At 59.4% G+C, this 13085-nt stretch carries 15 protein-coding genes; 6 read left to right on the top strand and 9 right to left on the bottom strand.

The annotated features are described in order from the left end of the window. Window positions 1–6: 6 nt before the first annotated feature. The 7 genes from K328_RS21845 to K328_RS0100165 form a co-directional block, all read right to left on the bottom strand. Window positions 7–2214, bottom strand: a complete 2208-nt coding sequence (locus K328_RS21845; RefSeq protein WP_205620554.1) for a NosR/NirI family protein — start codon at window positions 2212–2214, stop codon at window positions 7–9. Window positions 2215–2469: 255 nt separating this feature from the next. Further along, entirely contained in the window at window positions 2470–3396 is a 927-nt protein-coding gene (ubiV, locus tag K328_RS0100190; RefSeq protein ID WP_028464251.1) for a ubiquinone anaerobic biosynthesis protein UbiV, read from the bottom strand. Next, entirely contained in the window at window positions 3387–4385 is a 999-nt protein-coding gene (ubiU, locus tag K328_RS0100185; RefSeq protein WP_028464250.1) for a ubiquinone anaerobic biosynthesis protein UbiU, read from the bottom strand. The genes ubiV and ubiU overlap by 10 nt, the downstream gene beginning before the upstream one ends. Then, window positions 4382–4912, bottom strand: a complete 531-nt coding sequence (ubiT, locus tag K328_RS0100180; RefSeq protein ID WP_036552896.1) for a ubiquinone anaerobic biosynthesis accessory factor UbiT — start codon at window positions 4910–4912, stop codon at window positions 4382–4384. Before ubiT ends, ubiU begins: the two co-directional genes overlap by 4 nt. A 98-nt stretch (window positions 4913–5010) precedes the next feature. Further along, entirely contained in the window at window positions 5011–5487 is a 477-nt protein-coding gene (locus K328_RS21840) for a hemerythrin domain-containing protein (protein WP_051284212.1), read from the bottom strand. Beyond that, window positions 5488–6021, bottom strand: coding sequence for a DUF2478 domain-containing protein (locus K328_RS21835; protein ID WP_036552892.1), 534 nt, complete (start codon window positions 6019–6021; stop codon window positions 5488–5490). Between the two features lie 10 nt (window positions 6022–6031). After that, entirely contained in the window at window positions 6032–6508 is a 477-nt protein-coding gene (locus K328_RS0100165; protein ID WP_028464248.1) for a hemerythrin domain-containing protein, read from the bottom strand. 80 nt (window positions 6509–6588) lie between these two features. Here K328_RS0100165 and K328_RS0100160 point away from each other — a divergent pair, with 80 nt between their 5' ends. The 5 genes from K328_RS0100160 to K328_RS0100140 all read left to right on the top strand — a co-directional run bounded on the left by K328_RS0100160 (window position 6589) and on the right by K328_RS0100140 (window position 10537). Beyond that, a complete protein-coding gene (locus tag K328_RS0100160) occupies window positions 6589–7002 on the top strand; it encodes an RrF2 family transcriptional regulator (protein WP_028464247.1) in 414 nt (137 codons plus the stop codon). A gap of 33 nt (window positions 7003–7035) precedes the next feature. After that, window positions 7036–7308, top strand: a complete 273-nt coding sequence (locus K328_RS0100155; protein ID WP_028464246.1) for a DUF6522 family protein — start codon at window positions 7036–7038, stop codon at window positions 7306–7308. A 643-nt stretch (window positions 7309–7951) separates the two neighbouring features. Then, entirely contained in the window at window positions 7952–8872 is a 921-nt protein-coding gene (locus tag K328_RS0100150; protein WP_051284210.1) for an ArdC family protein, read from the top strand. Between the two features lie 10 nt (window positions 8873–8882). Next, complete coding sequence (locus K328_RS0100145; RefSeq protein ID WP_028464244.1) at window positions 8883–9107, top strand: hypothetical protein; 225 nt, start codon at window positions 8883–8885, stop codon at window positions 9105–9107. Then, the gene (locus tag K328_RS0100140) at window positions 9104–10537 is read left to right on the top strand and encodes a DUF4942 domain-containing protein (protein ID WP_028464243.1); all 1434 of its coding nucleotides are present in this window, start codon (window positions 9104–9106) and stop codon (window positions 10535–10537) included. The genes K328_RS0100145 and K328_RS0100140 overlap by 4 nt, the downstream gene beginning before the upstream one ends. Before the next feature lie 388 nt (window positions 10538–10925). On the opposite strand, the gene K328_RS26215 is transcribed toward K328_RS0100140, so the two are convergent. After that, window positions 10926–11432, bottom strand: coding sequence for a recombinase family protein (locus tag K328_RS26215; protein ID WP_169721150.1), 507 nt, complete (start codon window positions 11430–11432; stop codon window positions 10926–10928). Between the two features lie 765 nt (window positions 11433–12197). Next, the gene (locus K328_RS0100130) at window positions 12198–12611 is read right to left on the bottom strand and encodes a MerR family transcriptional regulator (RefSeq protein ID WP_028464241.1); all 414 of its coding nucleotides are present in this window, start codon (window positions 12609–12611) and stop codon (window positions 12198–12200) included. Window positions 12612–12712: 101 nt separating this feature from the next. Here K328_RS0100130 and K328_RS0100125 point away from each other — a divergent pair, with 101 nt between their 5' ends. After that, window positions 12713–13084 carry a mercuric transporter MerT family protein gene (locus K328_RS0100125; protein WP_028464240.1) on the top strand — a complete coding sequence of 124 codons (372 nt, stop codon included), beginning with the start codon at window positions 12713–12715 and terminating at the stop codon, window positions 13082–13084. The last annotated feature ends 1 nt before the right edge of the window (window position 13085 follow it).

Raw genomic sequence — 13085 nt, 5'->3', positions numbered from 1 at the left:
CGGAACTCATTCGGCCGGAGCCTTTGACACTTTTTGCGGCAGCTCAGGCCCATTCGGGCTGGAAAGCGCTTGCCGACGCGCGCGCTTGGCCAGTTTCTTGATGCAGACAGGGCATTTCTGGTCGTGCTGGTAGAGCACCTGGCAATGCAGGCAGTTCAGGCACTCGTTCGGGTTGATGTTGCCCTCGGGATGGATCGCCTGGACCATGCATTCATTGGCGCAGCGCATGCAGGGATTGCCGCATTCCCGGTAGCGCTTCAGCCAGTTGAACATCCGCAAGCGGGCCGGGATCGCCAGCGCCGCGCCGAGCGGGCAGAGGTAGCGGCAGTAGAAGCGCTCGATGAACAGGCCGATCCCCAGCAGCACCACCACGAACAGCACGAACGGCCAGGCCCGCTGGAACTTGAGGATGATCGCCGTCTTGAACGGTTCCACCTCGGCATAATGCTCCGCGACGTCGAGCGAGTAGAGCGAGAGCCCGAAGAGCGCGAGGAAGATGATGTACTTGATCGGCCAGAGCCGCTCATGCAGCCCCCAGGGAACCTCGAACTGCGGGATCCGCGCCAGCTTGGCGAGCCGGTTGGTCAGTTCCTGCAGCGCGCCGAACGGGCAGAGCCAGCCGCAATAGGCGCCCCGTCCCCAGAACAGCAGCGCGGCGGCGACCGAGAACCAGAGCAGGAACACGAGCGGGTCCATGAGGAATGCGTCCCAGCTGAACTCGGTCGTCAGCGCTGAGAACAGGGCCAGCACGTTGACCACCGAAAGCTGCGCGTTCTGCATCCAGCCGAGCCAGACCAGCGTGAAGGTCAGGAAGGCAATCCGGAACCAGAAGGTGAAACGCTCGTTCCGCGTGACCTGCATCTGGAAAAAGAACACCGCTGTCAGCACCCCGACGGCTGCGGCGAGTATCAGGATGTCAAACTTCCGGTCGTTCCAAATCCGTTTCCAGAGGGCCTGCATCGCGGCCCGGTCTCCGAGGTCGGCGCGTTCGGCCGATGCCTGATCCGCCTCGGAAACCGGTGCAACGGTCTTGAGGTAGCGGTCGGGCAGCCGGTAGCCGAGATCGAAGGTGAGGAACACCTTGTCGATCGCCCCGACGGCCCTCTGGACAAGCAGCTGGAGGCGGAAATCCCCGGCCGGATCGAAGTCCGTCTCGGCGGGAACGATGAACAGGTCCATCTCGGTGAAGGCGGGTGCTCCTTCAGCCGCGATCTGGCCGACACGGGCATGCTGGCGATCCCGGAAGCGCGCAGAATTATCGTCCTGGATGAGCTGGATACGGTCGAAGATACCGCCCCGGACATACCCCGAGCCCTTGAAGGAATAGCGCCCCCGTCCCATCACCAGAATGGCGTGCTCGCCCTCCGCCATCCTGGCGCGCAGATTGGCGTATTCCGCCTCCCCGAGGAGCGACAGCCCGATCGACGGGACATCGGCGAGGGCAACATACATGTCGATATAGGTATCGGTATCCGGACCGCGTTCCGGCCGGGCAATGGCAGCGGCATCGCCCTGCTCGCGGAAGGCTTCGTTGATCTGGGCCACGTCTAGCGACAGCCGGCGCACCGATCCGTCGCCGGTGAGCGTGGCCCAGTCCGAGACCTCGCGCATGTCCGGATCGATCACCTTGCCCGGGCCGGCCTGAGCGGCGTCCTCCTTCAATCCGCCGAGGCCGAGCCGGCGCGCGACCTTGATCCCGGCGCGGACGATCGAGTCGTCGATCACCATGATAGTGACCGTGGCACCGGAAATGATGTCGAGATCGTGCGCCGATCCACCGGCGGCGGCTTCGGCCTTCAGGTCGAGGCCGGCATATCTCTCCGTGACCGCACGGATCTCGCTGTCCGGGATCCCGATCAGCACGATCGGCTCGGAATGCTTGACCAGCTGCACGCCGGTGAGCACCGCCTCCTTGTCGATCCCGACCAGGGTATGAATTGGCTTGCCGGAATACCCTGTCGTGGAGACGAAATCGGAGGTCAGGAAGACCCACCCGACGGTCTGACCGGCTTTGAGTGCCGGAACGACCGGCACATCGTCCCTCAAGGCGCCATAGGCCTCGGCGCCCGGAACCAGATCGCCGGCCGGAACCTTTTCCAGAAACGACTGCACGAGGGAAGCTCCGTGCGCCGGCGTTCCCAACAGAAGGAACGCCAGGGCTGCACTGAAGAACAGGGCATGCAATTGCAGGAACGGTGCTCGAAAGAAAGGCACGAATGGCTCCAGACTCGCTCGAAAATCATTCGAGCCCAACCTGCACCACCCCCGGGAGGCGAACCTTGACTTTGATCAATTCGGCTCGAAAAAACGCGCTTGTTTTCGGGGGCGGTCGAGAAGGGATCGGAAAGCGCGAGAACTCCGAAGCCCAGCGACTTATCAGAGGGACAGGGTGGGCAGGATTGCGAGCATGTTAAATTCGCGCGACGGTCCGGAGCGTATTCCGGCTATTGCGCGCGCTTCACGGCAAGATCACGAAGAAGCGGCGGAAGCGACGCGGCGATACCCCGCCTCCCCGTAATAGTAACCGTTGCTGAACGCGACCTCGCCGCATATCCCTCGCAGCATCGCTTCGGCTTCGTCGACCGCGATCGCTCCGCGCAACACGGAATGGAAAACGGCCGCGACGGAGACCATGTCCACCGCTTGCGGCATCAGTCGCAAATGGGTCACGCCATCGGCAACCAGCCGGTCCAACTCGGGTAGGAGATCGACATAGCTCTCGGACTGGGTCTGGATACCGTTCACGCGCAGGATGGGTCGGTCATCGGTCGTGCGCAACGGCATTCCATCCCGGTCCTGTTCGCAGACAAACTGACAATTGTCCTTGGTCCGACCGTGAGCGCGGGCGTGATAGCAACGCGCCGACACCGCCAGCGACGCACGCCCGAAAACCTGCACTTCGGCGCCAATTCCGAGATCTTTCGCGGACTGCGCGGCAACCCTGATCGCGCTCGCAGGCAGCTCGCAGGGCAAGCTGACATGCGTCGCCCCCTGCCCGGCCATCCACGCGATGGTCGCCTCGTTGTAGGCATTCATGAACGGCCCGACCCGGTGAGGCCGGCCAGCCCGCTCGTAGAGCCCCGCGGCATTGTTGATTTCTATTTCGGGCGTATCCATCGACGCGATTTCCGCCGTCGCCTTGCGCTCGCGCTTCAGCATGACCTCTGCTAGCGTCGAGAGGATCACTGTCTTCCCGGCCTGTTCCAGCCGTTCGATCAGGGTCGGCAAATCGGCCTCGTGGAACGGCGCCCGCTTCGAACAGATCACCTCGCCCAGATAGACCTCGTCCACGGGGGCTTCGTCCGCAATCCGGAAATAGAAGTCGCGGCGCTCCTCTGCGGACCAGTGATAGGCTATCGGACCGAGGGTCAGTTTCGCCATTTCGTTCACCGCCATTTCTTCGTCTCGAAGGCTCCGTGGGTCTGTTTCTGGCCTTCCGTCAGCGCGACCAGATCGGCCATGTTCGCCGGTCGGCCCGCGCGAATATCGTCGACCGCCCGCCGGAACGCCGAGACCACGCCGCGCACGTAACTCTTCGACCGCTGCCGCCCCTCGATCTTGAAGGCATGAACGCCGGCATCGATGAGCTCGGGCAGGAGCCGTGAGAGATTGAGGCTGACCGGCTCCTCGAAGGCATAATAACCTTCACGCCGGTGAGGTGCCGCATAGCGCCCCTTGCAGATCGTGGGATACCCCGCCTTTTCGTCGCAGCGGAAACAGTCGATGGTGAATCCACCAAGCTGGGAGGACATCGAGCCGTCCTCGTGGCGCTTGTACTCGACGTCGGCGGCGGGCGAACAGACCCCGTCCATATTGGTGGACTTCCCGGTGAGATAGCTGGTCAGGCTGCACCGTCCCTCGACCATGAGACCGTGATTTCCGAAGATGAACGTCTCGATCTCGCAAGGGATTTCCTTCCGGATCTCGCGGATCTCGGGGATCGTCAGGATACGCGGCAGGACGACGCGCTTTACTCCGAAATGCTGACAGTAATAGCGGATCGCCTCGGGGCTGGACGCGGCGGCCTGAACCGACAAGTGCAGCCTGATGCCCGGATGATTCTGCGCCAGATAATGCGCCACCCCCATATCGGCGATGATGAAGGCATCGACCCCAAGCCCCGCGCCGATATCGGCGGCCTGCCACCAAAGGTCGGTCTTTCCGGCCGGCGGATAGGTGTTCAGCGCCAGCAACACTTTCGCGTTCCTGGCATGGGCATAGGCGACGGACTCGCGCAACTCCTGCGGAGTGAAATTCAGTCCCGGGAAATTCCTCGCGTTCGTCGCGTTCTGAAAACCGCAATAGACGGCATCTGCTCCCGCATCCACGGCGGTGCGCAATGCGGCGGGCGTTCCTGCGGGGCAGATCAGTTCAGCAAGGCTCATGACGCCGTATGTCCCTTCACTTCGCTCGGGTAGGCCTTCCGGAGTTGCGTGAGGACCGCGCGACCGGGCACTCCGAACATTTCGGCAATCTCCTCGGCGATGGAGCCGTCGATATCGTCGAGCGCGTTTCTGAGCTGCACGACCGCTTCGGTTTCCCCCGACACCTCCAGGTCACGCGAGAAGAAGGCGGCGTCTCCATCCACTTCCGAGTCGATCATCTCCAGCAGGAGCATGAACCTCCCCCGGATGACCGCACCTGCCCGCGGCGCGCGATCGCGCGGGAAGGCGCGCAGGACAAGCGCTTGCGGATCCGGCCGGAGATAGAACATGAAGGGGAGTTCGATCGGGTCGATCAGGAAGCTTGTCGCCTGGTGTGGCCCCAACCGGGCAAGCAAAGACGGATGACGGCCAGCGATGCTTCCGATGATGCGTGCCAGCAGTGGCTGCACGAGCAGGCAGGCGAGCCGCGACGCGACAGCTTCCCCCCGCCTCGGGACGAAGAGCATTGCATCGGCGATGTTACTCATGGCTGGGATTCCAGTTCTGCATCGTCACCGGTCACTGTGGCCGTGGATCCGGCCGGAGGAACAAGAAGGCGCGGAGAGAACGCCGGTCTCCGGCCTGTTCATCCGGCGGACTCGAAACGCGGAAAGAGCACCGCTTCTTCAAGGTATCTGTGCTCGTCGAGATCTCCCGCCAGCTTCCCCAGGCCCGCATAGAGACGACGCCAGGACGCGCAGGCGTGAGAAGGCAGGCGAAACCCGTGCGTGATAGCCGCGACCCGGTTCAGGGCCACTTCGTGCTCCGCGTGATCGTGCCGCAAGCCGGCGAGCGACCGGGCCGATTTTCCAAATTTCCCGGCATGCAGACCGGAAAACACGATCGCCTCCTCCTTGTACATGTGATCCTCAAGATCGGCGGCAATCGTGGTCAGCGCATTCGTCAATCCGTGCGGGGCGCTTACGTCATCCGCATGGACGGCCTCGACCTTCCGGGCCAGCGCAATCAGCTCGGGAAGTTCCTGCCGGAGCGTTTCCTTGAACTGCATCTGGATCAGATCGATAAGCGCCGGCGTCGGAACCTCGTTTACCGGATCAAGCACTCAAGCCTCCTCTGTGACCGTGGCATTGCTGCGAACCATTGCCCGGCACCAGGCCAGAACCGCGTCCTGATTTGGCGAGAGAGCGTCGGCCAGTCCGTCGGAAAAATGCTCGAATGCGACGCGGTGGGCATCGGACAATCCGACCAATACCGGCACATCGCGCGCGAGCATCTCTGCGATCAGCGTGCGAAAGCCGCGCCCCTCGGCCTCGCTCAGGCCGAACTTGTTCAATACGAAGAGGTCGACCCTTTCCGCGGCGACCCGCGCGCTCACAAGTCCGACCGCGTCTTCAAGTGCTCCGGCGTCCAACCGGCAGGCGGTCGATCCAGCTCCCAGGTCCTGGGAAATGCGGACCACCGGGCCTTCCGGCAACAGCAGGAGGTCGCTGTTGCAGAAATCCGACGCCTCTTCCGGCCGGCGTTCGCGCAGGGCTCCCGCAATCCTGACCCCGTCAGCGGCCAATTGTGCAACCACGCCGGCCAGCAGGCGGTCTGTCGCGCCTCGCCCGTTCGACATAACACTCGCGAGTGCCATCGCTCTCTCCCTACTTGCCTTCGAACTGCGGAAAAAGCACCTCGTTCTCGAGCCGCATATGCTCTGTCAGATCGTCGACGAACTCGGCGAGGCCGGCATAGAGGGCCCTCCACGTACCGCATGCTCCCGCGGGAGCGGACAGGTTGCCCGTCAGAAGGCGGATCTCGTCGATCTCACGACCATGATCGTCGTGATCGGCGCGCATGACCGCGATTGGCGCCCCTATTCCCGGCCCGCCACCTGCGCGCATCGCCGGGAACAGGATCATTTCCTCCTTCATCATGTGCCCGTCCATGTCCTCGAGCATGCGGCGGAGGATCGCAGACAAGCCCGCGGGAAGGCCTTCGCTTCCCGCATGGACCGTTTCGACCCTGTCGGCCATCTCGACGAGCCGGGGCAGTTGAACGCGATGGCGCTGATGGTACTCGGCCTCGATAAAGCGGGTCAGTTCGGCGGCATCGTGGATGGGAGCGGCAATGGGCATCATGCATCCTTTCGGGTTGCAATTGACCCTACGGCCGCTAAATAGGTATCGTAAATACCAATTCGATGGCGGAAGCTGCGACCATGCGTCTCACCTCTTTCACTGACTATGGCCTGCGTATGCTGATGCGCATGGCGAGCGCCCCCGACAAGGCTTTCTCGACAGCCGAACTGGCGGCGGAATTCAACGTCTCGCGCAACCATCTGGCCAAGATCATGCAGCACCTTGCCCGCGCCGATCTGATCGAGACGCGCCGAGGCGGAGGTGGCGGTGCATGCCTGGCCCTGCCCGCGGGCAGCATCCGACTGGGCGAACTGATCCGGACACTGGAGGAGAACCAGCCCCTTGTAGAATGTCTCGGCGCCGATGGAGGTGCCTGCGTTCTCGACGGCCGGTGCCGCCTGAAGGCCCGCATGCGATCGGCGGAGGCCGCTTTTCTGGCTGATCTGAACCGGTCGACCCTGGCCGACATCGCCCTTGAGGCGATGCCGGCGTGACAATCCGGCGCCCGCACGAAGGAGTGAGGCGACATGAGCGAAATCGAGCGTGACGAAGACGGGTTCGTTGTTCCTGCATCGGTTCTGGGCGAAGCTTTCGGCCTCGCCGAAGAGGAAGTCAGGCAATGTATGCAAAACGGCACCATGACTTCGCGCTGCGAAGTCGGACATGGCGCCGACGAAGGACGCTGGCGCCTCATTTTTCGTCACAAAGAGCGCGGTCTTCGTCTCACCCTGAATGCAAGTGGACAGATACTCTCACGCGCCAAGTTCGCAGACCGACGCGCCAGGCGCGGTTGTGGGTGAGGCGGTTTCGCGCCGACCACAAGCCGGCACTCAGCTTCGAAGGCTGATCGCGACCGACGGCCACGCGCCGGATACCGCTATGAGAGGGCCTTCGGGCGCCGCGTTCCGACAGATCCGACACAGGAGATCCGGACTGCCTCGAACGCCAGATTCATGCGGATTTCGACTGGCGGATGCACAGATCGGTAAGTCGCGGACGGTGACACCGTTTCTTGACATGACTGCCCGCTTTGGGTCGCCGCCGGCCAAATGGGCCATCAGGCTCCGCAGGGTGGGAAGCGGTCATCCGACAATCTGCTCAGCTCCTGACGATCAATGCGCAGCATTCTATCACTGGTGAATACGGTGTTCTTTTTCCCGCCCTTGGGCGGTGCGGTACGGTTCTTATTCCCCGCTTTCGCTCTCGGCGTGAAGAGAGCGCTGCTCTCTCCCCACAAAGGCTAGACTCGGTCCCCTCGCGTCCTGCCGGGTATCCCCAGGTTTCGGGCCAAGGCCCTGCCAACCCGCCGCTGCGCGGCGCCCAAGAGGGCGGGTGATTCCCCTCCCGGCGTGCCGGCCTTTCACCCCTCTCTCGCTCCTCGCCGGAGATGCAGGGTTGCAGTTGTGAACAGCAACCCTGCACCAAAAGAAGAGGGGCCTAAACATGGGCAAGACGACGACAAAAACAGATCACATGCAGGCGGTAACAGACAAGATCGTCGCAGCGCTGGAAACCGGCGTCCGCCCTTGGCAAAAGCCGTGGGACGCTGGAGCCATTCCCGAAAAACCTCTTCGATCAAGCGGCGAAGCCTACAAGGGCGTGAACATCATTGCCCTTTGGATGGAAGCGCAGGCGAGCGGCTACACGTCGCCTTACTGGATGACCTACCGACAGGCAACGGAGCTTGGCGCCCAGGTCCGCAAAGGCGAGAAGGGCACGACCGTTTTCTATGCCGGGACAATGACCGTCAAAACTGACGAGGAGCCAGACAACAGCGAGGACGAAGAAGCGCGGCAGCGCCGCTTCACGAAAGCCTACGCCGTTTTCAATGCGGATCAGATCGAGGGTCTACCGGGTGAATACTTCCCCAAGGCTCAACCAACCAAACCGAACGCCGAGAGGAGGGACGACGCCGAACGTTATTTCGCGGCAACCGGTTCCGAAGTGAGGCACGGCGGGAACAAAGCATTTTACGCTTACGGCGGGACTGCCGATTACATCCGCATGCCGTCTTTCGAGACCTTCGCCGACCCCGAAAAATACTACGGCACTCTCGCGCACGAGCATATCCACTGGACGAAAGGACCGGGACGGATTGACCGGAATTTTGGCCGAAAAAAGTGGGGCGATGAAGCCTACGCCATTGAGGAGCTTGTTGCAGAAATCGGCTCTGCATTCCTTGGCGTCACGCTGGGGCTACGCCCGGATCACCTGGACGACCACGCCGCCTATATTCAAAGCTGGCTGAAGGTCCTGAAGGGCGACAAGCAGGCAATCTTCCGTGCTGCTTCCCATGCACAACGCGCCGTCAATTATCTCGACGGCTTGCAAGCCGATCCGGCATTGCAGATCGCGGCGGAGTAGGGCCCGGATCATGAAACAATATTCAGACGAAACGCTGCACCACGTGAATTTGGGCCGGTACATGTTGGAAGCCTATGTCGGGAACGTTTTCCCTAAACAGAATTTCACGATCGAAGACGTCGTGCGGGATCTTCTGCTCTATGTGCATGTTGTCGAAAAGCTGGACGAGGACGCTATTTTAAAGCGTTACGGACGGACATTCGCCGCGCTCAAAGAAGAGGGAGCCCGGCCATGAATATGCTAGTTCCCCGTGAGACAGTCGCCCAGAACGTCGAGAAGAGGGAGGCGGCTCTTGCCGCCTTCCGCGAATCCCATGCCCGCCTTATCGATGCGCAAGAAGCGCTCGCCCAGGCAAACAGCCTATTGCGTTCGATCAGCCCCCAGAATGGGGTGAGCTACAATCGCCACACACGAGACAACGAGGAATTCTATATCCAGCCAATCAAGGTCCTGGACGAAGCCGATTATATGGCGAAGGTCGAGTTCATAACGTCCGTCAATCTTTGGGCTAAACTCATCGAGCACACGGACCTTGAATCGATCATGAACCGCCGCCAAAAGAACGAGTTGCGGCAGGCGTTGATTACAGATCCGCCCGAGCCGACCGTTGAGAATATCTTTGCCACATTACAGGCGCGGTTCGCTGGGCTGAACCACACCATTCAAGAAGGTATCGCCGACGCCTTCACGGCGCTGGATCGCCGTTTTCGCTCCAACGACACTTTCAAGTTCAAGCACCGAATTGTGCTTGAAAACGCGCTGAGCGGGTGGGGCGGATGGAATCATGGCTGGCACTATGACGATACGCTAATGGACGTTGAACGAATCTTTTGTTTTATGGAGGGTAAGCCGCCTTTACCGCGCCATCTGTCTGTTGCCGCCGCGGTGACGGATGCCACACGCGGAGCCTATTCGACAGGGCTCCGGCAAACCGTCTTAGAGACCGAGTATTTCCGGATCCGAACGTGGAAAAAGGGCAGCTTGCATCTCTACTTTACCCGTAAGGATTTGCTGGCGGAGGTCAACAAGGCGCTTGGCGAATTCTACGGCAATCCCATCCCAGAGGAGCGAGAAGCCGACAAGGACGATGGGCTTACACCCAAGATGGGACTGGCACGTAACATGGGGTGGTTCCCGACCCCGGAGGCCGTCGGAAGGATGGTGATGGAGCGGGCGCCTCACATGGTGGTCAATGGTGAACCACGATTGGTTCTTGAGCCATCAGCTGGGACAGGAAATCTTGCCAAACTCGCTGTTGCGGCTGGGGCGGTTGTCGATTGTGTCGAGTTGAACACAGATCGAGCAAAAGCACTCAGCGAAAGCGGCCTTTACCGGCGCGTTCTCCCGGTCGATTTTCTCGCCTACCAACCCGCCGCCGACGCGCTTTATGATGTGGTGATAATGAACCCGCCTTTTGATAGGGAGCGCGATATAGACCATGTTCTCCATGCCTTCTCACTCCTGAAGGACGGCGGGCATTTGGTCGCGGTTATGAGTGCCGCAACCGAGTTTCGCGAGACGAAAAAATCAAAGTCGTTCCGGGAGATCGTAGAGCAACACTCAGGGCGTTTTTGGGACTTTCCGTCCGGCTCGTTTCGAGAGGTCGGCACGAACGTCAACACCTGCCTCCTGGCGCTACGGAAGGGCGGACTCTACTCCCGCTAAAGCTCAGGCGACGGGGCCGGATAACACCGGGCCCCGTCGCTCCGATAGCCTAACCACACTGGAAAAGTTCCGCGCTTTTGTCGGCCGGGCCAAAGGCCCGGCCGGCTTATTCTTGTGCGCCCGCTGTCGTGGACGCGGCGCGGATTTAATAGGAAAAATCGGGCGCTTTGCGCCCAATTTTGGCTTTCGAAGAAGGACGTTTGACTATTCCTTCACGTCTGAGCCAAAGGAATATCTGAAAGCGGGGTAGTGAAAGGCGGTGATCGTTGTCGATGGCGGGATGAATTGCATTTTATTATTGTTTAAAATAAATGTTGCGTAATGAACATTATGGGAAATTATGATTTATAATCATCTGATTTAATTAGTTTTTTTTGTAATAAAAAAATTACCCCCCATTCGAAATGACATCTTGAACGCGTTCAAACTGTTCCATTTCAATGATTCTAAGATACAGAACAGCAACCCGAATCCATTCATCTATCGAGCGTGGAATTGCTGTGCGTTTTCCTGATCTCTGCCGATGATATTCTTGTTTGCAAAACGTAATCAGGCCCACATAGAGCGGTTGCCTCAGAATCCCGCTTTGTCGGGATGCAGTGCCTAAAAGTGTCGTCTGATGCCAGAGTTTACCGCGCGGCGATAGTATTCCTTTCTCATTCAATTGTCGGCATATCTCGCGTGGGCGCACTCCGGACTCAAATTGATTGAATATCAACCGGACGATTTGGGCTTCGCCTTCATTGATTATGCGCAATCCGCGCAGCGGATCTACGCGCTCATCAATGCCGCGCACGATATCATATCCATACGTCTTGCCGCCTGGCACACCGCCACGCTCTACGGCCCGGCGTGTCCCTTTATGGGTCTTTTCGCTGCTGGACCTTTTCGACATAGCGTGCAGCTCCGCGACCAGGACCTCAGCCGATGAATTCGGCTGCAGGATGCATCGGAGCATGGTTGTGAACTGATCATCTGTCGATGCGTTCAGCGTCTCTTGATGGCTTCTAGAAGACCGAGAGTTTGGCATATGTAATTTACTTTAACTTCAACATGATTTTCATAATTTGGTTGACCATTGTGAAATATTAAAACTGTAAATCTACAAAAATATTTCACATGAATTTTAGTATTTTCCCTGTGATGTACAAATTATTGGAGATTATTGAAGTTGCAGCTTTATAAAGGTTAAAATTATTGTAGGTTATTGGAAATAATCTGAATTTGTAGGAGATATTCAGAAATTATTGGAGATTATTGAAGTTTTTCCCGATTCTCTTCTTTTATTTGTCTTTCCGTTGGCAGGATAGGTGTGGTGGTCCCACTCGAATAATCTCTTATACCCCCACACGCCGCTTTAGGCTGTCCCCTGCCCTATTCGCATGGCAAGCCATGCTCAACGGGATTTGTAATTTTCTATGGTTTTCGAGGATGACCGGAACGGGTAAGAGCGGACGTTAAGCGAACTTACTAAGCGGCTGCTTGGGCCCAAGACTAGAAATGCCATCATCGTGGTACGACAGCATCTCGTTTTCGTAGTCGCAGTAGTACGGCAGGTCGTGAGGATAACCGGGACGCTTTAAGAGAGGCGGCCTGACAACTGCACCAAGGCGGAAGGCGCCGCGAGAGACGGTGACAGTCGCAGCCGAGTAGCTCACGATTATGAAGCGAGTGCTTCCAATACCGGACATTTAGGGACATCGTCGCCAGTACAAGACGCTGCGGTCGTTGCGAGCACCCGCTCGATCCTTTGGAGATCGGCGATTTTCGCTCGCACATCGGCAAGGTGGCGCACGGTGCGCTCCTTCACCTCCGCGCATGTCTGGGTTCCTCCATCTACCAAGCCAAGCAGTCCCCGGGTTTCCTCAATAGTAAACCCCAGTTCGCGGGCGCGCAGGATAAAGCGTAAGCGCGCGACGTGCTGCTCATCATAGACACGGTAGCCCGATGCGGTGCGCGGCGGCGCTGGCATGAGGTTGATTTTCTCGTAGTAGCGGATGGTCTCCAGGTTGCAGCCGGTCCGCCGCGCCAGCGCCGCGCGCTTCAATCCTCTCCCAGCAACGCGATCGGTCATTGCGTCGAAAACCTCTTGAGCCTGTAGTTACTACAGACCTTACCTTATTATCAGAACAATAGCGAGGACGATGACGGATGGCACTCATACGAGCGGAACCAGTGGCACTTCAGTCTGATGACGCTGTGGACCGCAAGAAAAGATGGTTCGCGGCAGGAGGCATCATCGGCGCCATCTTGGCATCGACCTGCTGTATCGCGCCACTTACTCTTTTGATGCTGGGCGTGTCCGGGACGTGGATTAGTACGCTGACGGCGCTGGAGCCTTACAAGCCGTACTTTGCAGCGGTGACGCTCATCTTCATCGGGCTTGGTTTTCGGCAGGTATATTTGAAGGCCAAACCTGCTTGCGTCGATGGATCGTGCTGCGCCAAACCGCAATCCGCCCTCATCACCAAAACTGCTCTCTGGCTGGCGACTGCGCTGGTCCTTATGGCTCTGACAATCAACTGGTGGGCGCCACTCTTCTACTAAG

Source organism: Nisaea denitrificans DSM 18348, assembly GCF_000426505.1.
Taxonomy (GTDB): domain Bacteria; phylum Pseudomonadota; class Alphaproteobacteria; order Thalassobaculales; family Thalassobaculaceae; genus Nisaea; species Nisaea denitrificans.
The sequence above is the reverse complement of the archived record's forward strand: the minus strand, read 5'-3'. Positions and strand labels throughout refer to the sequence as shown.